This window comes from Niveispirillum sp. KHB5.9 (genome assembly GCF_048066115.1).
Taxonomy (GTDB): Bacteria; Pseudomonadota; Alphaproteobacteria; order Azospirillales; family Azospirillaceae; genus Niveispirillum.
The window spans coordinates 227,829-254,130 of sequence record NZ_JBLTYX010000008.1; the positions used below are offsets into that span (position 1 = coordinate 227,829).

19 protein-coding genes are annotated in these 26,302 nt (G+C 65.4%); 3 read left to right on the forward strand and 16 right to left on the reverse strand.

The window, feature by feature from the left end; all coding sequences use genetic code 11:
* Positions 1–57 precede the first annotated feature (57 nt).
* The 6 genes from ACM9HJ_RS15690 to ACM9HJ_RS15715 form a co-directional block, all read right to left on the reverse strand.
* Complete coding sequence (locus ACM9HJ_RS15690) at positions 58–942, reverse strand: CpsD/CapB family tyrosine-protein kinase (RefSeq protein ID WP_416572688.1); 885 nt, start codon at positions 940–942, stop codon at positions 58–60.
* 239 nt (positions 943–1,181) lie between these two features.
* Positions 1,182–2,660, reverse strand: coding sequence for a sensor histidine kinase (locus ACM9HJ_RS15695; protein WP_416572689.1), 1,479 nt, complete (start codon positions 2,658–2,660; stop codon positions 1,182–1,184).
* A 28-nt stretch (positions 2,661–2,688) separates the two neighbouring features.
* Positions 2,689–3,399 (reverse strand): response regulator transcription factor, encoded by a 711-nt coding sequence (locus ACM9HJ_RS15700; RefSeq protein WP_416572690.1) that lies wholly within the window; start codon positions 3,397–3,399, stop codon positions 2,689–2,691.
* 28 nt (positions 3,400–3,427) lie between these two features.
* On the reverse strand, positions 3,428–3,913 hold the full coding sequence (locus ACM9HJ_RS15705; protein ID WP_416572691.1) for a hypothetical protein: 486 nt from the start codon (positions 3,911–3,913) through the stop codon (positions 3,428–3,430).
* Positions 3,914–4,301: 388 nt separating this feature from the next.
* On the reverse strand, positions 4,302–5,426 hold the full coding sequence (locus ACM9HJ_RS15710) for a hypothetical protein (RefSeq protein ID WP_416572692.1): 1,125 nt from the start codon (positions 5,424–5,426) through the stop codon (positions 4,302–4,304).
* A 1-nt stretch (position 5,427) separates the two neighbouring features.
* Positions 5,428–5,628 carry a hypothetical protein gene (locus ACM9HJ_RS15715; RefSeq protein WP_416572693.1) on the reverse strand — a complete coding sequence of 67 codons (201 nt, stop codon included), beginning with the start codon at positions 5,626–5,628 and terminating at the stop codon, positions 5,428–5,430.
* Positions 5,629–5,882: 254 nt separating this feature from the next.
* Between ACM9HJ_RS15715 and ACM9HJ_RS15720 the strand changes: the two genes are divergently transcribed.
* Entirely contained in the window at positions 5,883–6,392 is a 510-nt protein-coding gene (locus ACM9HJ_RS15720; protein ID WP_416572694.1) for a ferritin-like domain-containing protein, read from the forward strand.
* Between the two features lie 129 nt (positions 6,393–6,521).
* On the opposite strand, the gene ACM9HJ_RS15725 is transcribed toward ACM9HJ_RS15720, so the two are convergent.
* From ACM9HJ_RS15725 to ACM9HJ_RS15745, 5 genes are all read right to left on the reverse strand, one after another.
* Complete coding sequence (locus ACM9HJ_RS15725; RefSeq protein ID WP_416572695.1) at positions 6,522–7,820, reverse strand: glycoside hydrolase family 130 protein; 1,299 nt, start codon at positions 7,818–7,820, stop codon at positions 6,522–6,524.
* Positions 7,821–7,922: 102 nt separating this feature from the next.
* Entirely contained in the window at positions 7,923–10,184 is a 2,262-nt protein-coding gene (locus ACM9HJ_RS15730) for a glycosyltransferase family 4 protein (protein ID WP_416572696.1), read from the reverse strand.
* 155 nt (positions 10,185–10,339) lie between these two features.
* Entirely contained in the window at positions 10,340–12,406 is a 2,067-nt protein-coding gene (locus ACM9HJ_RS15735; RefSeq protein ID WP_416572713.1) for a S9 family peptidase, read from the reverse strand.
* Positions 12,407–12,536: 130 nt separating this feature from the next.
* Entirely contained in the window at positions 12,537–13,520 is a 984-nt protein-coding gene (locus tag ACM9HJ_RS15740; RefSeq protein WP_416572697.1) for an LLM class flavin-dependent oxidoreductase, read from the reverse strand.
* Positions 13,521–13,618: 98 nt separating this feature from the next.
* Positions 13,619–14,071 carry a winged helix-turn-helix transcriptional regulator gene (locus ACM9HJ_RS15745; RefSeq protein WP_416572698.1) on the reverse strand — a complete coding sequence of 151 codons (453 nt, stop codon included), beginning with the start codon at positions 14,069–14,071 and terminating at the stop codon, positions 13,619–13,621.
* Between the two features lie 105 nt (positions 14,072–14,176).
* Between ACM9HJ_RS15745 and ACM9HJ_RS15750 the strand changes: the two genes are divergently transcribed.
* On the forward strand, positions 14,177–15,049 hold the full coding sequence (locus ACM9HJ_RS15750) for an SDR family oxidoreductase (RefSeq protein ID WP_416572699.1): 873 nt from the start codon (positions 14,177–14,179) through the stop codon (positions 15,047–15,049).
* 19 nt (positions 15,050–15,068) lie between these two features.
* Here the strand turns inward: ACM9HJ_RS15750 and ACM9HJ_RS15755 are convergent, their stop codons facing one another.
* From ACM9HJ_RS15755 to ACM9HJ_RS15775, 5 genes are all read right to left on the reverse strand, one after another.
* Entirely contained in the window at positions 15,069–18,080 is a 3,012-nt protein-coding gene (locus tag ACM9HJ_RS15755; protein WP_416572700.1) for a ligand-binding sensor domain-containing protein, read from the reverse strand.
* A 145-nt stretch (positions 18,081–18,225) separates the two neighbouring features.
* Positions 18,226–20,445: a TonB-dependent siderophore receptor gene (locus ACM9HJ_RS15760; protein WP_416572701.1), complete on the reverse strand. Its 2,220-nt coding sequence runs from the start codon at positions 20,443–20,445 to the stop codon at positions 18,226–18,228.
* 36 nt (positions 20,446–20,481) lie between these two features.
* Positions 20,482–20,757, reverse strand: a complete 276-nt coding sequence (locus ACM9HJ_RS15765) for a DUF3325 domain-containing protein (RefSeq protein ID WP_416572702.1) — start codon at positions 20,755–20,757, stop codon at positions 20,482–20,484.
* Positions 20,754–22,358 (reverse strand): PepSY-associated TM helix domain-containing protein, encoded by a 1,605-nt coding sequence (locus tag ACM9HJ_RS15770; RefSeq protein WP_416572703.1) that lies wholly within the window; start codon positions 22,356–22,358, stop codon positions 20,754–20,756. Before ACM9HJ_RS15770 ends, ACM9HJ_RS15765 begins: the two co-directional genes overlap by 4 nt.
* Positions 22,355–22,693 carry a hypothetical protein gene (locus ACM9HJ_RS15775; RefSeq protein WP_416572704.1) on the reverse strand — a complete coding sequence of 113 codons (339 nt, stop codon included), beginning with the start codon at positions 22,691–22,693 and terminating at the stop codon, positions 22,355–22,357. Before ACM9HJ_RS15775 ends, ACM9HJ_RS15770 begins: the two co-directional genes overlap by 4 nt.
* Positions 22,694–23,162: 469 nt before the next feature.
* Here ACM9HJ_RS15775 and ACM9HJ_RS15780 point away from each other — a divergent pair, with 469 nt between their 5' ends.
* Positions 23,163–26,231 carry a TonB-dependent receptor domain-containing protein gene (locus tag ACM9HJ_RS15780; protein ID WP_416572705.1) on the forward strand — a complete coding sequence of 1,023 codons (3,069 nt, stop codon included), beginning with the start codon at positions 23,163–23,165 and terminating at the stop codon, positions 26,229–26,231.
* Positions 26,232–26,302: the final 71 nt, after the last annotated feature.

A 26,302-nucleotide genomic window follows, 5' to 3' on the forward strand; every position in this document is an offset into this window, starting at 1 on the left:
GCGAAGTTTCGGCCTGTGGTCAATCTGTGGCCGGCGCATGTTGCACCGCATCAAAGCCTAGGAAGTTGTGTCCTCTCCCACGCGGGTCAGGACGATGCCGGCCACTTGGCCGCGCACTTTGCGCAGCCGGGCCAGGGCCCCCATGGCGCGGCCGCGCCGCGTGTGCTTCCAGCGGATGGCGAACAGGATGCGGTCCACGATCCGTGACAACAGCAGCACATCGGTGGCCGCCAGCACGGGCGGCAGGTCGATCAGCACCAGTTCGTAACTGCCGGTCAGGTCGGACAGCAGGCGTTTCATGGGATTGGACAGCAGACGTCTTGCCCCCAGCCGCCCCGTCCCGGCGGGGATCAGGTCCAGGCCGGAGACGGGGTCCGTGCGCACCACCTCGTCCAGTCCCGGCGGGCGGGGGGCCAGCAACTCCGCCAGCCCCTGCAGGTTCGGCACCTGGAACAATCGGTGCTGGTCGGGATGGCGCCAGTCGGCATCGATCAGCAGCACGCGGTGCCCCCGGCTGGCCAGCAGGCGGCCCAAGGTGGCGGCCAGCAGCGACCGTCCCTCACCGGCCTCTGCCGATCCCAGCGCCACCGTCAGGGGTGGGCCGGCCGGGCTGGTGGCCAGCAGCGTGGTGTAGAGAGTGCGCAGGCTGCCGGCCAGCGGGCTGGCCGGATCGCGCAGCACCTGCACCATGGCCGCGTCGGCGTCGAGCAGTTCGGGCAGCGATGCCATCACGGTCAGATCGGTGGCGGCCTCGATCTCGTCGGGTCGCTGGAAATCGCGGGGACCCCTGGGGGTACGCGACAGCACCAGGCCGGCCAGCAGGACCGCCACGCCCCCGGCGACGCCGACGGCGACACCCAGCCACATCCCGGCGCCAAGGCCGGACAGCAGGGCGATCACGGTGATGCCCGGCAGGCGCAGGCGTCCTGACGAAGCCGTCATGTCGGGGCGGGGTGGGGGACTGCGGCGGTCTGCCAGGTCGCCGCCACGAAGGGGGGAGCCAATGGCGCACATCCGGTTCCGGGGCGGGGGAGGGGCGGGGGCATCATCCGGCCGTCACGCCTGGGCGTGCCGCCGGTTGGGGTGTGGCCGGGCCTCCCGTTTCCCGCCAGCAGCGTCAGAGTGCGCGACCCGTCAGGTGCCGGCCAGTGACCATGCTGTGTCCGCATGCCATTGGCCCGTCACCAGTTATTCCGCGGCAGACAGACATGCATGCGCAGGCCGCCAACCGCGCGATTGCTGGCCTCCACGGTGCCGCCCAGCGCCTCGATATGGTGGCGCACGATCCACAGGCCCAATCCTGCATGCGACGGCTCGCTCGCCGATGAACCCGTGCCGGCGGGCCTGAAGGAGAAGTTGCGGTCGAAAATATGGTCGATCTTGCCGGGATCGATACCCGGCCCCTCATCATCGATGATCAGATCGACGCGGGTCTGGGTCTTGGTCAGCGTCGTGCTGATGGTACCGCCCGTTTTGCAGAAGCCGACGGCATTATCCAGGATATTCTCCACGATGATGTCCAGGATGCCGTCGGGCGCCAGCACCTGCACATTCTCATCCAATTGCCGGATGAAGCGGATATGCCGGTCCAGCGAGATGTCGCGCGCATTGTGCAGCGCGTCGGCCACCACATGGGTCAGGTTGATGGGCAGCTTGGGCGCCTCGATGAAGTCGGCCGTGTCATTGCCCAGGCGCTGGGCAGCGGAGATCAGGGCCGACAGGCGGCCCAGCGCCGTCTCGATCAGTTGCACGGCCCGCTGCGACCGCTGGTCGTCCTTGGGCGCCACGGCCTTCAGCGGCTGCAGGGCTGAGCGGATCACGGCCAGTGGCGCCTTGACCGAATGGGCATTCTCTTCCGCCGTGGTGCGGATATTGGCGGCCGCACGGTGCAGGTCGCCCACCAGCCGGTCGAACTCCCGCGCCACCGGGGCCATTTCGGGCAGGGGATTGCGGGCGGCGAAGGTAGCGGCACCGGCCCCGCCGCGGCGGATATCGCCGGCCACGCGCCGGAAATGGCGAAGCGCGCCGCGCATGCGCCACGCCATCAGCAGGGCCAGGCCGGCGAAGACCAGATAGATCAGCGCCGCCATCCGCACATTGTCGGTCTGCCAGTAGGGGCGCCCGAACGCAGTATTCAACAGGGCCGAACTGTTATCGGCCGACACCAGCACCCAGCAGCCGCGCCGACCCTGGATGGGGATGACGGAGGTCAGGATTTCCTCCACCCCGTCCATCTGGCGATAGCGGATTTCCACCGGCTTGTCCCAGGAACAGCTTTCGCCCAGCGATTGCAGGATGCCGTGGCGGCCCAGCAGGTCCAGGTCGGCGCCCATCTGGTCGGCCAGCACGCGCGGGGCCGACGCCACGAAGAAGAAGCTGCCGGCCGCCCCGCCCATCCGGGGCTGGAACATCAGGCGCAGGCTGGTATCCGCGTCCGCGAACGTGGCCAGCATGGCGTTCAGTTCGGATGGCGGCATGTCCTCGCGCTGCTCCAGCCGGGCGGACAGCGCCTGGGCGACCAGCCAGCCATTGCGGCGCAGGCTGTCGGCGACTAGGGCGCGGCTTTGCCTGTCGGCCTCTTCGAACTGCCCGTACAGGATGACGGGCAAGGCGATGAAGATGCCGACCAGCAGGACCAGCTTGAAGCTCAGGGACGACAATGCCTGAACGCACCGCCGCCGCCATTCGTTAAACCGGTGTCGGCGGGTTCTTCCAGCAATATCCGAAGGCGGCGAAATTCTGGATTTCCTCGAAACCGGGATCGATGGCGCGGAACTTGTTGCGGATGCGTTTGACCGAGGATCGGACATTTGTTCGGTATCCATCTTCGCCGCTCCCCGCGATGAAGCCGCTGCGATGCACGCAGTCGTAAATGGCGCGATAGGTCACATGATCGCCGGCATGAGTGACCAGCCGCTGCACGATGTTGAATTCGGTCACCGTCAGATCGACATCGGTCCCACGCCAGAAGGCGCGGCTGAGGCGGGGTTTCAGCAGCAGGGCGCCATGCTCCACCACCTCCTCCGCCGGCACGCCGGGCGGGTGCTTGGCCGCTTCGGCGATCAGCCGCGCGCGCCTCGCCAGCACGGGGACACCACGCGACTTGTCGATGAAGTCCAGTGCGCCGCGTTCAAGCGCCATCATTTCATAGCTGGTGCCGGACTGCGCCGTCAGGATGATGACCGGGATGTTGACGCCCCGCCGGCGCATCTGCGACAGCAGGTCCACGCCGTTCGTGGTCGGCAGGTTCCAGTCCAGAATGATGACGTCGGTTTCGTTGCCATCGGCCAGGTAATCCAGCAGCGGCGGACCGTCCGGAAAGCTGGTGACGGAGAAGTTGTGGTCTTCCAGCTCGGCCCCCACGGCCTCGCGGAAATCGTCGTCATCGTCGACCAGCACCAGACGCAGCCCGTGTTCGCCAATCCTTCTATCGGTGGGCTGCGACGCTGGCACCGTCGGAGGGAAGACCGAACCTTGCGTGGCATAGTTTGGCTGTTCGTTCGTCGTGATCATCGCTGGTCACCTCGTAGGACAGGGTGCGAAAGACGCGCGTTTCGACGTCCGGATAGAGCGTCAGGTTCAACGCGCACTCGCTGCGGCGGAAGGACAGGACCTTGGCAGGCGTTTCGTCCCTGATGGCACTGGGTTGACCCAGCAGTTTTTGCAGCGCCTCTTCATTGAGGCCGATCGGTTGCAGGCTCGGCGCCGGTGGCGCGGTTTCGACCGGCACCGCCGGCGGCGGCTTGGGGCCGGCGACACGCTTCACCGGCTTCTGCGCCTCGGGCTTGCTGGGGGCTGCCGGCGGTGGTGCCGCCTGGGCGGTGGCCTGCGGCTTGGACGTGGCGGCGGGTGCGGCTTTACGGTCAGTGCCGGCAATGTCGCTGACATAGGCGCAGCCCGTCAGGGACAGCATCAGCCCCCCGCATATCCACATCGCAAACCGACCTGTCACGGCCGACGCCATCTCCCACTCCCTTTTGCATCGCACCATCGACGCTTGTGGCGTATCAGTGGCGCTCCCGTTGGATGATGGCGCCCGATCCCGCAATCAGGCACGCATGAAATGGGGGTATGATACGGAATGGTGAGTAAAATCGGCCTTTCGGCCATGAAGATTACTTCAACCGGATGGCTTTCGGCTGTTATATCTTCCGAAAATCCCGAATTTCCACGAAATACCTGTGACATGCATGGAACCTGTTTTGTTATTCGGCCGTTTTTGAATGGGAAATTGTAGCAATCCCGAACTATCCCGCATTGCGGCATATGCTTGAAAAAGCCGCCGGGAATCGACCACCTGCTCACGGCACGAAGGTCCGCTTCGGGATATAGGTGATGCGGCAGGCCAGATCGGCCTCTCCCGACGCCACGATATAATGGTCGCCGCCATCGGCGATGCCCGTGGTGAACACCACGTCGCGGATATAGAGCAGGTGTTCGATGGGCCGTGTCAGCTCCGGATTGGGTTCCAGCAGCGGTTCGGTCGGGCTGTGCAGGATACGCGACGGGTCCTTGGGGTCCAGCAGCGACCAGTAGGTGCGGTAGATACCCACGATCTCCTTCGGTTCCACCCCATGCCACAGGGTCAACCAGCCATGATCGGTCAGGATCGGCTGTGCCCCGCCGCCGATGCGCGCCGTGGCCACGGTGCCCGATTGCGGGCGGATGCCCGGTTCGCGGTGCGGCTTCCAGTGCCGGCCATCGGGGGAGGTGGCCAGATTGATCGACGGCCCGGCGCGCCAGGGACTGTCGGGGGGATAGGCGAAATAGAGATCGCCCAGCGGCCGCGTCTGCGCCCAGTACTGCCCGTCGATGCGCCCTTCGAAGATCAGCATGTCCTTGTTCTGGTGATCCAGGACGATGTCATCGAAGATCCAGTGCCGCCCGTCGCCCGACCGGTACAAGGTGGTGGAATGGCGCTCCGGGCTGACCGAACAGGTGGTCATCAAATACGCATCCCCGACCTTGGAGATGCGGGCATCTTCCACCCCATAGCATTGCCAGCTGCCTTGCGGCGCCACCGCATGCTCGTAATGGATGGCGACGATCTCCAGTCCGTCCTGGCTCAATTCCACCGGCAGCAGCCAGGACAGCGACGTCAGCGCCATGGTCCGCCAGCCGCCGCCATGGATCATGAATTTGCGCGGATCGGCGGTATCGACCATTTCCAGCTTCCAGGCATCCAGCACATAGGCGTGCTTTTCCCCGTCCCAGCGGATGGCATGCACATGCCCGTCGCGGATCGGTTCGCGCAGCGCCTCCGCCACGCGTACCATGAGCAGCAGATTGCCGTTGGGCAACCGTGTCAGCCCGGGATTGAACGCGCCCAGCACATAGGTCTCCACCCCCAGCTGTCCGGCCAGGGGAGAGCGGGAAAGGTCGATATCCTCGGGCGTCAGGATCAGCTTGTCGACGGGGAAGGCCAATTCAGTTGCCGCCGGTCAGGAGTGCGGCCAGGATCATCGCGGCAATGGCCAGTGCAATGCCGACACCCAGCACATAGCGCATGGGCTTCACTTCCACCGCCTGGCGTTCCGGTGGGACGGAGGTGCGGATCGGGCCGTTTTCCTTCATGCGCAGGCGTTCTTCGGAAACCTGCGGGTCATCGTCATGGCTCGCGCTCGACATGATCATTCTCCTTATCCATCTCTGCGCACCTTGCGGGGGGCGGGGAGATGCATAAGCCCAACGGTGCCGGGTCGTTGATGTTCCTCAGAGCAGGCTGCCGACAGTGATTACGCCGATTTCATGACCAGCCTGCGGAACCATCGCGCCGATACTGCGTTTCTTGTGTGGAGACTTTGGGCTTGGCCCCTCTCCCGCCGCCGGCCAAGGGCCGCCGCGGCCCCTTCGTCAATGGATGCATTTACAGGAGCAGGACCATGGGCTTGTTCACCCGCGACATTCACACGCTGGATGACCTCTTCGTGCACACGCTGCGCGACATCTATTATGCCGAAAACCAGATCGTGAAGGCCTTGCCCAAGATGATCAGTAAGGCCACCGACGTGGACCTGAAGGTCAGTTTCGAGAACCATCTGGTGCAGACCAAGGGCCAGATCCAGCGCCTGGAGCAGGTGTTCAATCTGCACGGGGTGGAGATTAAGGGCGTTGAATGCCCGGCCATCGACGGCATCATCAAGGAAAGCAACGAGATCGCCGGCGAGATCGACGACAAGGACGTGCTGGACGCGGCGCTGGCGGCAGCAGCCCAGGCGGTCGAGCATTACGAGATCACCCGCTACGGCACCCTGATCGCCTGGGCCCGCCGTCTGGGCCGTCCCGACTGCGCCGCCCTGCTTCAGCAGAACCTGAAGGAGGAGGAGGCGACGGACCGTAAGCTGACCGAACTGGCCGAACGCGTGCTGAACCCGCACGCGGCGGCGAGTTGATAAATAATACTGCCCTCCTCCTTGATGGGGAGGGAGAGGATGGCGGCCGAACGGTGGTGTTACTCCCTCTCCCTCCCAATCCTTCCGGCTTGGGTCCCGCCCTCTCCCGCAAGCGGGCGAGGGCGCAAGTTACCCCCGCATCGCCCCAACCAGTTCATCGATGTTCAGCGTCACGAAACTGGTGATGGTGTCGGCGATGCCATAGGGGACGACCAGCTGCTTGCCGTGCAGGATCGCCCCGCACGTATAGACGACATTGGGCACGTAACCCGCGCGTTCCGACTGTTCGGGCCGCAGCAGCGGTTCCTTCAGCCGCCCGATCACCTTTGCGGGATCATCCTTGTCCAGCAGCACCGCGCCGATGGCGTAACGCCGCACGGCCCCCACCCCGTGGGTCAGCAGCAGCCAGCCATACTCGGTCTCTATCGGCGGGCCGCAATTGCCGATCTGCACGAATTCCCACGGGAATTCCGGCCGCAGGATCGGCACGCCATCATCCCAGGTATAAAGATCATCGGACAGGATCAGATACAGGTTCTCATTGTCCTGCCGTCCGATCATGGCGTAACGGCCATTGATCCGGCGCGGGAACATGGCCATGCCTTTGTTGCGCACGGCCACACCGCGCAGCGGATACATGCGGAACGTATCGAAATCCCGCGTCTCCATCAGCTCGGTACGGATGGAATGGCCGCTATAGGCGGTATAGGTGGCGTAATAGGTCTTGTGCCCGCCATCAATGAATTCCACGAAACGTGCATCCTCGATCCCGTTCGCCTGCGAACTGGTGATGGGGAAGATCACGCACTCACTGATATCATCCTGTGGCCGGAAGGCCAGTTCAACCTCATCCCCATCCGGCCCCGACCGGCGGTTGGTGACGCGGGGAATGGCGGCCAGATGCGATTTGGCATCCATCAGGATACGCCCGTCTGGACAGATCACGCCGGTCAGAAAGGTGAGGGAGGAAATGTGCCCCTCGCCGACGGCCCGCAGGCTCATGATGAAGCGCACCCCGCCGTCGATCACCCCACGCTGGTCGGGATGGCGCACGATGGACGGATTGAACAGGGCCGAGGCCTCGAACGAATATTCGTGCAGGAAATAGGCACCCACAAGCTGCCGCTGCGTTGGCGTGAAGCTCTCGTGGCTGTCCAGCGCGTCCTCCATCTCGTCGGCGCGTTCCTCGAATATCTCCAGCAACTGGCGATGCCGGCCGCGGAAATTCTCCAGCACGTCGGTCAACTGGCCGGTGGCCGTCTCCGCGTCCAGCGACAGGACCCGGTCGACGATGCGGTTGGCCCGCGTCTTGTCGGTGGATTTCAGGTCGCGCGGCTCTGTCGCCGGCTTGAAAGGCCGCACGACCACGCGTGACGGGTCCGGCCGCAATTGCAGCGGCAGTCGGGTCAGGCTTTGTATCACGGACATTCTTTCTCCTCCTTCTCCTGTCGGATGGGGCGGTTCTGTGGCACGCGGCAAAACCCGGCAAGGTGTGCTTGCCGGGTTTTGGTTCAACGGCGGGGACAGGCATCAAGCCCGCAGCACCCGCACGGGCACCGCCTGGGCTTTCACCAGGCGGCGCATATCGACCAGGGACAGGAGGTAGGAGAGCACCGACTCCCCGCCGCGGTTCTGGTTCAATCCTTCCGGCCGCAACCCGTCACGGCAGCCGCCATCCTCGTCGACCATGGGCAGGTTCTGGTCATTCGCACCCAGGAACCAGGCGAAGGCGCGCGATGCCTCCTCCGTCCACAAAGGTTCGCCCTGAACCTGATACGCCGCCTGGCAGGCCGCGATCATCGCCGCCCCCTCCAACGGCTGCTGGTCGAAGATGCGCGGCCGCTGGCGCAGATCGCCGAACGTATCCGACCCCACGGGCCGGAACTGTCCGGTGGGGGATGTTTGTATCCCCGCCAGCCAGCGCAGGGACTGCAACCCGGCATCGATCATGGCCTGGTTGCTCAGGGCCCGGCCGGACAGGATCAGGGCCTGGGACAGGCGCGGATTGTCGTAGGACAAGCCATCCTCGAACCAGCACCAATCGAAACTGGCATTGCTGCGGAACAGGCTCAGCAAATCCACAGACAAGCGCTCCCGGATGCGGCGCGCGTCACCATCCCCCGGCAGCGCCGCGCAATAGGCGTCCAGGCCAAGCAGGGTGAAAGCCTTGGCGCGGGTGGCGGCGAAGGTTTCCGCGGTGGGCAGCGCCCGGCGGAACAGGTCCTGCGCCCAGGCACGGCGACCGGGATGGATATCGCTGCGTGCGCATTCGCCCAGTGCCCACAGGGTACGGCCATGGCTGTCCTGCGACCCGCGCGGTTCCAGCCATTGGCGATTGAAGCCCATGAAATTGCGGAAATAGCGGGTGTCGGGGTTCCAGGCATGCTGGATGAAGGCCGCATAGCGCGACACCATCAGGTCCGGCAGCGGCATGTCAGCATGTTCGGCCAGGGTGCAGGCCAGCAGCAGGGCGCGGGCATTGTCGTCCACGCAATAGCCGTGCGACCGGTCGGGGATGGGGCCGATCGCATGCTGGTACAGGCCGACATCGTCGCTCATCTGCTGCAGGTATGTGAGGTTCAGTTCCGGCAGGTCGTGCAGCCGGCGGGGGCGGGTATGGGACGGGCGCACGGCCTGCGGCCGCCAGCGGCCCCGCACCTCCTCGAACAGACCATGATAACGCTCGGCGACGCGGTCCCAGGCCATGTCGCGGCCATATTGATAGGCCTGCCGCCGCATGGCGTCGCGCGCATCGTCATCTGTCAGCAGGTCGGCGATGGCCTTGCCGGTGGCATCGGCATCGCTGAACGGCACCAACACCCCGCGCCCGTCATCCAGCAATTCGCGCGCATGCCAATAGGGGGTGGACACCACCGCCTTGCCCATGCCGAAGGCCTGCGACAGGGTGCCCGACGTCATCTGTGCCGCGTCCAGATAGGGCGTCACATAGACATCGGCCATGGAGACATATTCCAGCAGCGTCGGCCGGTCCACGAATTGGTTGGCAAACGATACCGCATGCTCCACGCCCAGGCTGCGGGCGCGGTCCTGCAACTGTTCGCGGTATTTCTCACCCTCATGACGCAGCAGGTGGGGATGGGTGGCGCCCAGGATGACGTAAGCCGCATCCGGCTTGCGTTCCAGAATCGCCGGCATGGCGTCGATCACCGTTTCCAGCCCCTTGTTGGGGGACAGCAGACCGAAGGTCAGGATCACCGACCGGTTGAGGAAGCCCAGCTTGCGCTTGAAATCCTCAGGCTCCATGAAGCCGTAGCGGTCGATGCCGTGCGGGACGACGGCGATTTTCTCATCCGGAATGTCATAGACCGTACGCAGCAGGTGCCGCCCCATCTCCGCCATCACTATCAGGCGGGCGGACAGTTCCGCCAGTTCCTGCATCACCCGCCTTTGCTCGCCATTGGGATGGGCCAGCACCGTGTGCAGGGTGGTGACCACCGGCATGCGCAGCCGCTTCAGCATCAGCAGCAGATGGCTGCCCGCCTCCCCGCCAAAAATGCCGAACTCGTGCTGGACACAGACCAGCTCGACCCCGTCCTCGTTCAGCGCCTCCGCCGTATGGATATAGTCATCGACGATCTCCTCGCGAATCTCGTAGCGGACATGGGCAGGGTAGTCATAGGACTGGCCCTTGTCGGTCATGGCCACGATATCGACGGCAACCTCCGGGCTGGAGGTTCGCAATGCGGAATACAGGTCGGCGGTAAAGGTGGCGATGCCGCAGCGGCGCGGAAGGGCGTTGCCCAGAAGGGCGATATGGCGGGGCTTCGGCATGTCCGGTCCTCTGGAGGTTTCCCAGGGAAAACACCGACCCGCCCTTTTCGTTCCATCATTTGGTCGTACGTAAGACCAAAAGCTTAAGGCCTATCCGGTGCCTGGCAAGCACCGGATAGGCCTTGGATAAAACCATTATCAAAGGTGTGGACGGGTTACTTCTTGACGGCCAGGGCATCCTTCAGGCCCGGGACATAGTCCGACCCTTCCAACACCTGCAGGCTGGACCCGTCGAAATCCGTCCCCACCGGTTCCTGACGTCCGCCCAGGCAGTGGGACAGGAAGCCCTCCGCCACTGCATAGAAGCTGGTGCGGTTGGTCGGCCGGGCGAAGCCATGGCCTTCATCCGGGTACAGCGCATAGGTGACGGGGATGTTCTTGGCCTTCATCGCCGCAACGATCTGGTCGCTTTCCGCCTGCTTCACGCGCGGGTCGTTCGCACCCTGGGCGATCAGCAGCGGCTTGGCGATCTTGTCGGCATAGGTCAGGGGCGACCGCTCGGTCAGCAGCACCTTGCCCTCATCCGTGCGCGGATCGCCGACGCGGCGCGCCAGCTGTTCGAAGAAGGCCGCCCAATAGGCCGGCACGCTGGCCAGCAGCGTGTTCAGGTTGGACGGGCCGACAATGTCGACGCCGCAGGCGAACCGGTCGGGCGTGTTGGTCATGCCCCACAGCGTGGCATAACCGCCATAGGACCCGCCATAGATCGCCACCTTGTCCTGCGGCGCCACGCCATTCTTGACGGCCCAGTCGACGGCGTCGATCAGGTCGTCATGCATGGTTCGGCCCCATTGCAGATCGCCGGCATTGGTGAAGCCCTTGCCGAAGCCGGTGGAGCCGCGGAAATTCACCGACAGCACCGCATAGCCGCGATTGGCCAGCCACTGATGTTCGCTGTGATAGCCGAAACTGTCACGCGCCCACGGGCCGCCATGGACATTCAGCACCAGCGGCAGGGGCTGGTCCGGCTTGCCGTCGCCATTGGCATCGGCATTGGGCGGCAGGGTCAGATAGCTGACCAGCACCTTGCCGTCGCGCGACGGGATCTCCAGCGCCTGCATCGGCGCCAGGGTCTTGCCCTCCAGATTGGGGCGCACGGTGAACAGGCGGGTCAGGCTCTTGGCCTTGCGGTCATAAAGGAAGAACGCCGCCGGCTCCGTCACCCGGTCGATGGCGATGGTCCACAGGTTGTCATCGCGGCTGCGGCTGGTCACACCCCACTGGCCCTTGGCCTGTTCGTTCAGGAAGGCGATGTCGGCGGCCACGGCGTCGCCCACCGGTGTCCATTCATCCTTCATGTAATCGACATTGAACGCCTCGACCTCACCGGTTTCCGGGTTGGCCATGATGCCGCCGATATCGGCCTTGTCGCTTTCGGCCAGCAGCTTGGTGGCGCCATCCTTCAGGTCCAGCGTGTAAAGCGCGGCCTTGTCGCGCCCGGCGGTGGACAGCAGATAGGCGACCCCGCCTTCCACCGGAATGCCGGAAATGCCCGATGACAGCACATCCTCGGCCGCGATGGTCAAGATGGGCGTGTTCTTGCCGCCCTTGTCCATGCGTTCCACCTGCACACCGCCATCTGGCAGCGGCTTGGACGCCAAGCGCAGGGTCAGGTTCTTGTCGGCATCGAACCCGGCATAGCCGTCATTCTTATAGACCAGGGTCAGCTTGCCGGTCTTCAGGTCCAGCTTGTGGACATCGTGCCAGCGTTCGTCACGGTTGTTCAGGCCGACCAGGATGGCGTCCGGCACCTTGTCGGAGATGCCGACGATCTGCACCGTCGTCTTCTCGAACGGGGTCAGCAGCTTGGTCTGGGCCGTCGCCACGTCGACGCCATAGAGCAGGAAATCCTCATTGCCGCCCTTATCCTGCAGATAAAGGACGCTGCTGCCGTCCGGGGCCCACAAGAAGCGGCGGATGGGCCGTTCGGTATCGGCGGTCAGCGGCTTGGCGGCATCGATCTGGCCGATGGGCGCCACCCAGACATTCATCACCCCGTCGCGCGGCGCCAGGAAGGCGACCGACGCACCGTCGGGGCTGATGCTGGCGCCGTTGCGGCTGGGATTGCCGAACAGGTCCTTGCGGGCGATCAGTTCCGGTACCGGAGCGGCCGCCGGTGCGGCGGGTGCCGCCGCCTTCTCCTCCTTGCCGCAGCCGGACAGGATACCCGTCAGGCCGACGGCCAAGATGGTGGTGCCAAGCAGGGAGGACAGCTTCTTCATCGTCACGGGAGGGGTGATCCTTCTTCTGTGGCGAGCCGGTGTTCGGCGCGGCTTTTGGGCGCGCGACTATAAACCGGATGCAAGCCACAGACGAGACGGCACAGGGGCTTACACGTGCTCCCCTTCCGGACTATGCCTCCATGATTTGGGCGATGATCTCGAACGACCGCAGCCGTTTGGCGGCGTCGAACATGTCGGACACGATCATCAGCTCATCGGCCTGCGTGCGTTCCAGCAGCGCGTCAATCCCCCGGCGCACCGTGTCGGCATCGCCGATGATCGAACAGCCCAGCATCTGCCCTGCATGGGCCTTTTCCTGCGGCGACCAGTAGCTGTCGATATCCGCGATTGGCGGCTGGGTCAGCTGGCGGGCGCCGCGCACGAGATTGGCGAAGGACATCTGCTGCGAGGTGGCCAGGAACCGCGCCTCCGCGTCGGTTTCCGCCGCGATGATATTGACCCCGACCAGGGCATGCGGCCGTGCCTGCTGCTCCGACGGCTTGAACCGCGTGCGGTAGATGGCGAGTGCCTGATCCAGCGATCCCGGCGCGAAGTGGGAGGCGAAACCATAGGGCAAGCCCAGTTCCGCCGCCAGCTGCGCCCCAAACAGGCTGGACCCCAGAATCCAGAGCGGGATGTTGGTGCCGGAACCGGGTACGGCCTCGATCCGCTGGCCGGGCTGGGCCGGCGCCAGGAAGGCCTGCAATTCCAGCACATCCTGGGGGAAATTCTCGGCATTGCCGGGATCGCGGCGGAGCGCCCGTAGCGTCAGCTGGTCGGTTCCCGGTGCGCGGCCCAGCCCCAGATCAATGCGGCCTGGGAACAGGTTTTCCAGCGTGCCGAACTGTTCGGCGATGACATAGGGCGAATGGTTGGGCAGCATGATGCCGCCGGCCCCCACCCGGATGCGGCTGGTGCCGGCCGCGATATGGGCGATGACCAGCGATGTCGCCGCCGTGGTCACGGTGGGCATATTGTGATGCTCGGCCACCCATAGCCGCTTGTAGCCCCAGTTCTCCGCATGCTGGGCCAGGGTCCTGGCCTCGTCCAGGGCGTCGCGGCGGGTCCCGCCCAGCCGCACGCGGCCCAATTCCAGGATCGAACGTTCAACCAATTGTCTTCTCCGCAAGGGGATGTCGTCATTGCCCCCTATATGGGGGGGCCGCGACGGTCCGGGCAGTGAGGAGCCTCACAAACCCCCTTTGCGGCAGATCACGACGCCGCGCGCTGCACCCAGCCATACTCGCTGCCCGCCGCTTCCTGTTCCGCCACGGATGCCGCCATGCGCCGACGTGCCTCCAGCACGGCTCCATGATTGGCCTCCGCCCAATTGATCAGGCCGATCAGCGGACCCATGAAACCCGCCCCCAGCGGCGTCAGGGAATAGGTGACGCGCGGCGGCACCGTGGCTTCCACCATCCGGTCGATCAGCCCGTCGGTTTCCAGCGTGCGCAGGGTCTGCGACAGCATGCGCTTGGAAATGTCGGGCACGGCGCGGGCCAGGGCGTTGAAGCGCAGCGGCCCCGGCGCCAGCATGGACAGAAGCAGGATGGACCAGCGGTCGCCGATCCGGTCCAGCAGGTCGCGCACCGGGCAGGCATCGGCATCGAAGCCCAGCTTCTTCCATTCCTCGACCTTGGCCCCCATCGCGGCGCGGGCATCCATGGTGGTATCTCCGGTGTTACCTGGTGACGGGAAAGTGCCATCTTACAGGCGGTCTATATGGTCTCTATTTTAGACCTGGTGTTTCACAGAGACCAGGATTCTTCCATGTCCACCCCTATCCGTTTTGCCGTCACCGCCGCCAGTGGCGAGCTTGGCCGCCTTGTCGTGGCCGAACTGGCCCGTCGCGTGGGGCCCGAGAGCGTCACCGCCATCGTCCGCGACCCCGCCCGCGCCGCTGGCCTGTTCCCCGCCGGTGTCACTGTGCGCCAAGGCGACTATGACCAGCCGGAAACGCTGGTTGCCGCGCTGGATGGGGTCGAACGGCTGCTGCTGATTTCCTCCAACGCCGTCGGTGCCCGCGTGCCGCAGCACAGGAACGCCATCGATGCGGCTAAGAAGGCCGGCGTGCAGAACCTGATCTATACCAGCGTCCTGCATGCCGATACGTCCAGGCTGGGCCTGGCCGAGGAACATCGCCAGACCGAAGCGCTGATCGTGGCCAGCGGTATCCCGCACACCATCCTGCGTAATGGCTGGTACACGGAGAATTACGCCGCCTCCATCCTGCCCGCCCTGCAGCATGGTGCCTTCATCGGCAGCGCGCGTGACGGCCGTATCAGCAGCGCCGCCCGCACCGACTATGCCGAAGCCGCCGCCATCGCCCTGCTGGATGACAAGGCCCCGGCCAACGCCGTGCTGGAACTGGCCGGGGACAGCGCCTACACGCTGACGGAATTCGCCGCCGAACTGTCGCGTCAGACGGGCCGGCAGATCCCGTATGTCGACCTGCCGGAGGCGGACTATCGCGGCGCCCTGGTCGGCGCCGGGTTGCCGGCGCCGCTGGCCGGGCTGCTGGCCGATTCCGACGTGGCGGCGGCCGATGGAGCGCTGTTCGATGAAGGACGCACCCTGTCATCCCTGCTAGGCCGGCCGACCACACCGTTCGCCACAAGTGTCGCCACGGCACTGAAGGGCTGAACCGACACAAGGCGGGGGGCTATTGCGCGGGCGCCACGCTCACGCGGTTGCGCCCCGCCTGCTTGGCGGCATAAAGCGCGGCATCGGCGCGGGCATAGAGCCCGTCCAGATCGTCATCGGGCCGCAGTTCGGCCACGCCGATGCTGGCCGTCACCCCGATCCCGTCCTCGCCCACCGGCACCCGCGTCGTCTCCACCGCCTCACGCAGGCGGTTGGCCAGCAGCAGGGCGCCGTCGGCCCCCGTATGCGGCATCAGCAGAGCGAATTCCTCGCCCCCCACGCGTCCCACCATGTCGGTGGACCGCATGTGCCCGGTCAGGATACGGCCGGCCATGACCAGCACGGCGTCGCCCACGGGATGGCCATGGGTGTCGTTGACGCGCTTGAACTCGTCCAGGTCCAGGACGGCCAGGGTCAGGGGCGTGCCATGGCGGTTGGCCAATGCGACCATCTCCGCCGCGCGCTGCATGAAATGCCGGCGGTTGGCGCAGCCGGTCAGCGGGTCGGTCATGGCCAGCCGTTCCAGCATTTCGTTGGCGGCGCGCAAATCGGCCGTATGATCGGCGATCTGCTGCTTCAGCACCGTTTGCTGCCGCCGCAGCAGGGCCGTGCGCCAGCGCACCAGCGCGAAGACCAGCGCCAGCATCAGGGCCAGCCACAGGCCCTGCACCCAGCGCTGCTGGTACCGGGCGGGCAGGACCCGCACGGGCAGCACCAGATCATGTTCCGCCGCCACCCCGTCGCGGTTGGTGCCGCGCAGATGCAAGGTGTAATCGCCGGGCGACAGGTTGGTATAGACGGCCAGCCGGCGGTTGACATCCGTCTCCACCCAGTCGCGGTCGAACCCGTCCAGCCGGTAGGCATAGCGGTTGCGTTCCGGCGAGCTATAGTCCAGCGCCGCGAATTCCACGGCCAGGCTGTTGGTTTCCGGGGTCAGGACCAGGGGTTCGGGGGCTTTATTGCCGTTATAGCGGCCGATGGGCACGGGCACGCCGCCCACGCGCAGGTCGGTGACGACGATGGGTGGGCGGAAGCGCCAGGGCGGCAGCGTGCCCGGCCGCGCCACGGTGAAGCCGCCCAGCGCGCCGAACAGGGCTTCCCCTTCCTGCGTCGTGGCCCCGGCACCGGCGACGTAATCGACCAGTGCGGCCCCATCGGCCCGGCGCACCGGCCGCACGGCCAGGCTGTCGGGATCGACCATGGCCAAGCCGTCATCGGTGCCGACCCAGATCGTGCCGGCACCATCCATTTGCAGGCTGCCGACATTGACATGCGGCAGCCCCTGTTCCAGCCCCACCCGCTGGAAACGGGGCTTGCCGTCGCCGTCGCGGCCCGTCATCACGGCCACGCCATTACCGAAGGTGCTGATCCACAGCCGGCCGCGCCGGTCGAACAGCAGGCCGACCACGAAGCGGCCGGGCAGGGATTGCGGGTCGGCCGGATCGGTGGCGATATGTTCCACGGTGCGGGTGGCCAGGTCGATACGGTTCAGCCCGTCGCGCGTGCCGACCCACAGGTCGTCGCCGTGACCGCGCTTGATGACATTGACGCCGGTATCGGACAGGCGGATGCCCTGCGTCAGGACCGGCGTTGCGGTATCGGCCGGGCTGCGGCCTGGGATGACACCCCAGACCCCGTCCTCCTCCCCACCAACCCAGAGCACGCCATGCTCGTCATAGGACAGCGACTGGGTGGAGGCGCGGGGATTGCGGCCCGGAACCTTGTAGAGCGAAAGGATGCCGGTGGCCGGATCGCGGCTATACAGGCCGCGGCCGGTGCCGAAATAGACGGTGCCTTCCTTGTCCTCCGCCAGCGACGGGATACCGTCGGGCGGCAGGGCGCTGTCCGGGCGGGCCGCGTCGGGTTTCAAGGCAAGGATGCGACCGGCAGCGGGATCGACCAGATCGGCGCCACCATTGAAATAGCTGAGCCACAGCCGGTCGTCGCGCGTGGGAAGCACGGACAGGACATCGGCGGCGCTGAGCCCGTCGGCCGCGAATGTGGCGCCGAAGATGGTGGAGACCAGCCCGGGATCATGGGCATGGTAGGACAGGCCGCCCGTCGTGCCGACCCAGACGGAACCGGCATCATCGGTCAGCAACGCCCAGACATCGTCATGGGACAGGCTGGCGGGCAGGGTGCGGTCGTGACGGATCGGTTTGACCCGCAGGCTGTTCGTATCGACGGCCCAGATGCCGGCCCCGCGCGACCCCGCCCACACCTCCTGCGGGCCGGCCATGGTCAGGCTGGAAACCGTCCAGGTCAGCGGCGCCGGCCCCGTATCTACGGCGCGCGGCCGGTCCGCACCGGTATCCAGCACGAACAGCCCGCGCCGGCGGGTGCCGATCCAGATGCGCCCATCGGGGTCCTGCAAAAGGGCGGAAACACCCGCCGCCTCCGCCGGCAGGACCATATCGACCAGGGCGCCGTCGCGGTTGCGGACCAGTCCCCCCGTTGTGCCGATCCACAAGGTACCATCACGGTCCCGCAGCAGCGTGCGCACGCCCGTGGCCAGACGGCCTTCGCTGTTCAGGCTGGTGATCGTGCCGGCTTCATCGAGATGATAAAGCCCCTTGTCGCTGCCGACCCACAGGCCGCCGGCGCCGTCATCGGCGATGGCGCCGATATGCGTGCGCTCCCCGCCGGTGCGTAGCGGTACAGGAATGAACCGGTCCGTCTGTTTGTCGTAACGGGCCAGCCCGCCGGCCCCGCCCCCGACCCAGAGCCGCCCGGCTTCATCCACATGCAGGGTCTCGACCCAATCATCATGCAGGCTGCCGTCGATGCCTGGATTGGCACGATAGGCGGTGAACCGGTAGCCATCCCAGCGGGTCAGCCCGCCTTGCGTGCCCACCCACAGGAAACCGTCGCGATCCTGGACCAGGGCGGTGGGAACGGGATGTGGGATACCCTGGTTGCGGCCGTAATTCTGGAACACCGTGGTGGCCAGCCCGTCCCAGCGCTCCATGGCGCGGGCGGGCATGACAGCCAGGAAAAGCGAAAGCCCGATGGCGGCCCAGGATGGGCCCACCGGAAGCTTCCAACACTGACTGCCCAGCTTCAAGATGCCGCCACCCTTTTACCAAGGACAGCAGCACCTTAGCAGATGTCACAGAAGAAGACATCGTACGTTCGTAAGGGAAGGGGAGGATGTGGGCAATCCTCCCCCGCTGATTTCACAGGGATGAGCGCAAATTAACCAATACGCGGCGCGGTTGCCCCCAGAAGCCGGCATTGAAATAGCCGACATTGCGGTAATACTTCTTGTCGAAGATGTTGGTGGCGTTCACGCCCACGCTGACCTGTTCGCTCACCTGGTACCGGGCCATGAGGTCGGCCAGGAAATAGGCCCCCTGGGTGACGCGGCCCTGGGCGGTGATCGGCGTGCCATTGGCGTTGAACCGGCCCGTGGGGATGGCCTGGTTCTGGTAGATCTCGCTCTGCCAGGTAACGCCACCGCCGACGCTGTAGTCACCCAGCTTGTAATTGCTGAACAGGCGCAGCATGTGGGCCGGGCTGACGGTGAAGGTCCGCATCCCCGCCTGATCCTCGCTTCTTGCATAGGTATAGCCGCCGGTCAGGCGCCATTCCGGGGTGATGGACCCGGAAACCTCCGCCTCCATGCCCAGTGTCTCCACCCCCTTCACTGCGCGATAGGCATCACCACCGTCGGGCAGCATGCCGGGTGCGGCCGTCGGGTCCAGTTCTGCGACATTATCCTGCTGCATCAGGAAGCCGTTCAGCGAGGCATAGAGCCGCCTGTCGAAGAACTCGCCCTTGAACCCTGCCTCATAATTGGCGCCGGTCAGCGGTGCCAACTGTTCATTATTACGGTCGCGCTGGCTCTGCGGTCGGAACACCTGGGAATAAGACGCGAAGGCCGAGATTTCCTCCGTCAGGTCGACCACCGTACCCAGATAGGGGCTGAGCTTGGTGTCGGCATTGACGGCATTGATGGAGGTGCGCACCCCGGCGGTGGAGAAATTCTCCGTCTCCGTCTCGAAATCGGAATAGCGGGCACCGGCGATGACCTTCACCCCGTCCATCGGGTTCAGGCGGATGGCGCCATAGACGCCGCTTTCGGTGGAATGCTCCAGGGTGCGGGGAATGCCCAGATTCTGCACCGTGGGCATTCCGATATCGCCATTCCAGGTATAGATGCTGGGGAAGGTCGCACCGTACGGCCGGCTGATGATGCTGGCATGCATGGAGGCGAAGTCGCGGTCATAGTAGTTGGCGCCGAACACCAGTTCATGCGTGCGCCCGAACAGCTCCACGGGGCCGGATGCATAGGCATCCAGCGAATCCTCTCGCGTCTCACCCACGCCATAGGTGTCGGACCGTCCCAGGCCCAGACCGGTAGCCTTGTTGATGAAGCTGGTGGCACCGGAATTGGAGCCGACATAGAGCAGGCTTTCCGTGTCGGTCCAGCGCTTGTTATAGGCCAGACGCGCGACCCAATCGCCCACCGACTGCTCCAGGGAGCTGGACAGGTTGATATTGTCGCGCTGCCACCGGCTCCATTTCGATGCGGCACTGTAGGACCGTTCCGTGCGGATGCGGGCGCCGTCGCTGTAGAACAGCGGCGAGGCGCCCCAGGAACCGCCCTGGCTGTCGGTGCGCAGATAATCCACGCCCACGCGCAGGCGGGTAGTCTCGGTGATGTCGCCCTCGATCACGCCATAAAGGCTGGGCGACTTGTCGCGCTGGAAGCGGACGTGGCTTTCGCGGTCGGTATAGGCGCCGACCAGCCGGGCGCGGATGCGGCCATTCTCCAGCAGCGGGCCGCCGACATCAGCCTCCGCCCGCTTATAGTTCCAGCTGCCATAGGTCAGGCTGGTGCTGGCCTTGAAGTCTTCCTGCGGGCGCTTGCGCACCATGTTGATGGTGGCGGACGGATCGCCTGTGCCCGTCACCAGACCTGTGGCCCCGCGCACGATCTCCACGCGTTCATAGATCGAGGTATCGCTCATCACCGAATTGGCCGCCGCCCCGGTCTGGAACACTGTGGGCACACCGTCGAACTGGAAATTGGTGATGGGAAAACCGCGGGCCAGGAAGCGGGTGCGGTTGCTGTCATAGGATTGGACCGTGATGCCCGGCGTCTGTTCCAGCACGTCGGTCACGGTGATCAGGTTGTAATCCTCAATGCGCTCGCGGGTCATCACCGTCACCGATTGCGGTGTCTCGCGCAGGGACAGCGGTAGCTTGGTGGCCGTGTTGGCGGCGCGCGCGTGATAGCCCTCCGTCCGGTGCAGCACCAGGATCTCGTCCAGCAACTCCTCGTTCCCCTCAGTCGCGGCCTGCGCCAGCGCTGGCCCAACCAGCAAAGCCAAGGACAAAGAGAGGGCGGTGCCGGCCTGCAAGTGCGGGCGGCCTGAATGAAGGCGGGACATGGGATTATCCTTGTAAGAGAAGTCAGGCGAGACGGCTCAACGCCGCCCGGGTTTCAGATAGGTGCGGGCCAGGACCAGCGGGGCGGCGGAAAAGCTCAACACCCCGCACCAGGCCACGCTGCCCAGGGCCGGTCCCCAGGACGCGGCCGCCGCCGCCCAGGACAGCGCCAGCAGCGCCCCGCCCAGCAGGCGCAGGCTGCGGCTACCGCGCTTGGACGGATCGCGTCCCACCAGCCAATGGTGATGTTCCGCCATGGCCAGTGCCAGCGATGCGAAGCCGGCCAGTGCCAGCAGCCAGGATATCAGGCTCATTCCCCGGCCACGGCCACCACGGCCGCCTCCCTGGGTGCGCGGACCTTGGCGGGAACCACGCGGGGTTTGTGGCGATGGACCTTGGCGGCGATGGCGACCAGCGACAGGCCAAGGGCGAAGAAGGTGATGTCGGTCCAGAACCGGGTCCAGTCACCGCTGATCGCGTGCTGGAACATGCCCTGGCCGGTCACCTGATCGAAGAACGGCAAAGCCAGCAGCATCAGCCCGGCCAGGCCGAACTGTTCCACCCAGCCGCGCTTGGGGCGTCGGATGAAGCCGTGCAGCAGGGCCAGCCCCCAGGCGATGAACATGGCGTTCACCTCCCCATGCCAGCGGCCTTCCATGCCCACGGGCAGCAAGCGGTTGGCCCACAGCATGGTGATCATGCCCAGCGGCAATCCTGCCACCGTGCCGACATTCAGCCGTTCCACCAGCCGGAAGCCGAAATGCGGCTTCGTCGGATCGGGCAGTTTCTCCCGCCGCTTGGCGGTCCACATCACCAGGCCCGTGCCCACCATGACCGTGCCGGCCAGCCCGGACAGGAAGTAGAGCCAGCGCACGGTGATGGGGGAGAAGCGGCCGGCATGGATGCCGACCATGGCATCGCGGGTGGCGGTGCCGGCCCCGCTGGCCAGCGCCTGCCCCAGCAGCGCCCCCGTTACCCCGTCGAACACCAGCGGTTCGCTGTCATCCAGGATGGAGTGGTGCAGGTCGCGGCCCATGGTGACGCGGGCGGACGTGTCGCCGGGATTGGCGATGCGGATGCTGCCCGGCCCGACCCCGCCCCAGGTCTCGCGCGCCAGCGCCAGCATCGCCCCCATGGGTGCCATCGGTGCTGGCGTGGCGGCATATTTGGCCGGCGGCACATCGGGCTGGGTGGCGGCGAAGGCGGCGTTGCGGTCGTCGAAATTGGCCAGCATCGCCCAGGGCATATAAAGCCCCATCAGGGTGACCAGCCCGGTATAGGTGATCATCAGATGGAAGGGCAGGGCCAGCACGGCCGTGGCATTATGCCCGTCCAGCCAGCTGCGCTGTCCCTTGCCGGGCCGGAAGGTGAAGAATTCCCGGAAGATCTTCTTGTGCGTGATCACGCCGGTGACGATGGCGATCAGCATGAACATGGAACAGAAGCCCACGAACCATCGCGCCCAGATCACCGGCATGTAATGCAGGTCGAAATGCATGCGGTACCAGAAATCGCCGCCACGCGTCTCCCGCACCGCCACTTCCCGGCCCTGGCCATCCACCCACAGGCTGTTGGTGGCGTCGGGCCAGCGGAAGGGCCGGCGCTCTCCGGGCGGCAGACGTTCGGTCCACACGCCCTGGACACCCGCACCGCGCTGGCCGGGCAGGGTGATCGCCCAGGTCGTGGCATCGGCTGCGCGGGTGGCCAGTGCCGCCAGGGCCCCTTCCACCATCCGCCGCTCATCCTCGGGCGTGCGCATCTCCGACGTCACGGACAGCTCCGGCCGCATCCAGCGGCTGATCTCCTCCCGCCAGAAACTGGCGGTGCCGGCGATGAAGATCAGGAACAGCACCCAACCGACCAACAGGCCGGTCCAGGTATGCACGGCCGATTGCGTCTGGCGGAACCCCTTCATGACGGCCATCCCCCTTGCATGGAAAGCCAGGCCAGCCCCCCCGTCGCCAGCGCCAACCCCCAGATCCACCCCGCCACCACCAGCGCCTTTCCGGCGCCGAAGGTCCAGACCACGGCCCCCGTGAACAGGGCGAACGACATGACCGTGGCCGCCATCGCGGCTTCCAGCGGCGATCCCGGCAGCATCCGGGCCAGCAGTGCCGTGGCTGCTGCCGTGAGGGCATAGCCGCCGAACGAGGCCGTCAGGATTCGCACCGGCACGTCCCAGGCCGGTCGTTTGGCCAGCGCTGGCCGTGGGGCGGCCTTCTTGGCGGGGGAAGGGGAGGGGGCGGACAAGGGATCGGACCTTCGGATGAATGTCGAATTAAGAATTATTCGCATATGCACAAAGCAAAGTCCTGTCAAGGCCAAAGCGGGCGGCGGATCGGCTGGGCTTCTATGCGCTGAATTCCATTTCCATTTTCAGGACAAAGGCTTGGATGCCGACGGCAGGCGGTCGGTACTGTCCAGAATCCTGTCCAGGCTGATGTCACCACAGATTGGAAAGTGGATTGAGAAATTCAGCAATGCCCTTCATCCTGAAAGAAGGATCTGCGGGATAATCATTTCTTAACCATAACTGCTGCCAGGGATTTGTAATATATATTATATTATGGGAGCGGTAACAAAATCAGGTTGACGGACCACTCTCATCAGATAATAATGCTTTTCAAAATATGGGATGCGTGCCGGGAAAAGGCGTGGGGTGGTTCCAACGCCCGCCGGCATGTTCGGTATCTAAGATAATACCAAGAGGGAGGTCCCCGTGAGTAAGTCTGAAATCAGCCGTCGCGGACGGCTGTTGACCGGTACTGCCATCGTCGCGGCCGGTTTTGTGTGTTCGGTTTTGCCAGCGGTGGCACAGACCGCCGCCGCCCCGGCCGACGAGGTGTTGGAAGAGGTGGTGGTGACCGGGTCGCGCATTCCGCGCGCCTTTTCCGCCCCGACCCCGGTCAGCGTGGTTGGCGAGGAGGAGCTGAAGCTCTCCGGTAACGTCAATATTGAAAAGATGCTGGCGCAGCTGCCGCAGGCCGTGGCCTCCCAGCTGGGCTCCGCCACCTCCAACACCGTTCCCGGTGGCTTTGCCGACGTGAACCTGCGCGGTTTCGGCGCCACCCGCAACCTGGTGCTGGTCAATGGCCGCCGCTTCGCCATCTATGGTCCCGAGCAGGTCACCGACCTGAACACCATCCCGTCGACCCTGGTTTCCCGTACGGAAATCGTTACGGGCGGCTCCTCGGCCGTTTACGGCTCCGACGCCATCACCGGCGTCGTGAACTTCATCATGCGCGATGATTTCGAAGGTGTCGAAGCCCGCGCCCAGATCAATCTGGACCAGCCGACGACCACCCCCACCTATAATGTCGACATCACGGCGGGCGGCAATTTCGCCAATGGCCGCGGCAATGTCGTGGTGGCCGGCAACTTCCTGGATCGTGGCGCCATCACCCGTGGCGATCGCGGCAGCTTCGCCTATGACAGCCTGTCCGACGGTTGCGTCGTGAAGGGTTCGGGCAGCGCAAGCAGCGCCGGCACCCCCTTCACCCCGGCGGCGGGCCTGGGCTGCGTCGCCGGTGGTGGTGAGCTGGGCTTCATCCGTGGCGGTTCGGGCGACATTCCCAACGGCCGCTTCTCCGGCCTGCCGTCGGCCGGCGGCTCCAACGCCGCCCTGAACGCCGCCTATGTGGCGGCAGGCCTGGGTTCGCTGGGTTCTCGCGGTTTCACCTTCAACGATGCGGGCACCACCGCCCGCCCGGCGGTCACGCCACAGGACGATTTCAACCTGGGTCCGGACAATTACCTGATCCAGCCGCAGCGCCGCGTGATGCTGAACAGCTTCGGCCATTATGATTTCACGGACAAGGTCCGTGGCTTCATGGAGCTGCATTACTCCAACAACGTGGTCGATGCCCGTCTGGCCCCGACCAATGTCGGCGCGCCGACCCTGTTCAACGTCAACAACCCCTACCTGTCCCCGGCCATGCAGGAGGTCTTCCGTCAGCTCGACCTGGCGGAAACCGGCACCACCACCGTGCCCAGCGGTACGGCCACCCGCACCACGACGCGCGGCGACGGCCTGGCCGTGATCACCGCCGGCCGCCGCTATGTGGAGGTCGGCCCCCGCCGCGCCACGGAACGCCGCAACACCTATCGCGGCGCCTGGGGCTTCGACTGGGATCTGGGCAATGCTTCGGACGAGTTCCTGTCCGACTTGAACTTCAACACCTACTATACGTTCGCCCGGACCGAGAACACGCTGCTTTTGCAGAACGCCATCTCGCGGTCCCGTTTGCAGGCGGCCCTGCTGTCCAACGGCACGGCGGCCCCGGTCTGCAACATCTTCGGCGCCAACATCTCCGAAGCCTGCCGCACGGCCATCGCCATCAACGCCACCAACTCCACGGTGGCGACGCAGCAGACGGCCCAGGCCAGCGTCACCGGCAAGTTGTTCCCGCTGCCGGCCGGCGATGTCGGCTTCTCCACGGGCGTGGAATGGCGTGACACCAGCGCCACCTTCACCCCGGACAGCTTCCTGGCGTCGGGCGACGTGGCCGGCTTCAACCCCGGCCTGCCGACCAAGGGCAGCACCAGCGTCAAGGAAGTGTTCGGCGAACTGAATGTGCCGCTGCTGCGCGACCTGGCCTTCGTCGATGCGCTGGAGGCCAATGGCGCCTTCCGTTATTCCGACTATTCCCTGTCGGGCATCGGGTCGGTCTGGACCTATTCGGGCGGCCTGGATTACCGCGCGAGCAAGGACATCGCCTTCCGCGGCCAGTATCAGCGCGCCATCCGCGCCCCCAACGTGAACGAGCTGTTCGGCGGCATCAACCGCGTCGTCAGCGTCGCGACCGACCCCTGCTCGTCGCGTGCGCCCACGGCCCAGCAGACGGCCGCCGTCCGTGCGGTCTGTGCGGCCACCGGCGTGCCCACGGCCAACATCTTCACGGCCGCCGTGCAGCCCAACACCATCTTCGGCGCCGATTTCGGCGGCAACCCGAACCTGCAGGAGGAAGTGTCCGACACCTACACGTTCGGCACCATCCTCACGCCGGACTTCGTGCCCGGCCTGAACATCAGCGTCGATTACTTCAAGATCAAGCTGGACGGCGCCATCTCGGCGCTGGGCGGCGGCCTGCAGAACACCCTGAACCTCTGCTACAACGTCATCCAGGACGCCAGCAGCGAGTTCTGCCGCGCCATCAACCGCAACCCGACGACGGGCGAGATCAACGACCCGTACGTGGCCAAGATCCTGAACGCCAATACCGGCAAGCTGCAGACCTCGGGCATCGACTTCGCGGCGCGTTATTCCTTCGCCGCCGATTTCGGCTTCCCCGGCCTGTCGGACGTGTCGTCCTTCGACATCTCCACCAGCTACACCTTCCTGGATGATTTCACCTCCACCCCGGTGGCGGCATTCCCCAACATCCAGAACCATTGCGAGGGCTCGTTCGGCCCGACCTGCGGCCAGCCGCTGCCGATCTGGCGGGGCAGCACCCGCGTGTCGTGGAATGTCGATGCGCTCCAGCTGTCGGTCCGCCACCGCTATATCGGCAAGGTGACCACCGACCGCTACATCGTTCCCAAGCGCCAGGGCTCGGCCGCCACGCCGGCACTGGACAGCATCGCCTACCCGACGCTGAAGGCGCAGAACTACTTCGACGTCTCCTTCAACTATGACGTCAATGACAGCCTGCAGTTCTTCGGCGGCGTGAACAACGCCCTGAACAACAAGCCGCCCATCACCACCCAGGGGCCGAACTCCAACACGTTCTCGGCCACCTATGACGTGCTGGGGCCTGAGTTCTTCCTGGGCGCCACGGTGAAGTTCTAAGATTGCGGTCATTGCTGAAGGGGCGGCGTCTGCCGCCCCTTCTCCATCCGCAAAAATAAACAAACCGGGAG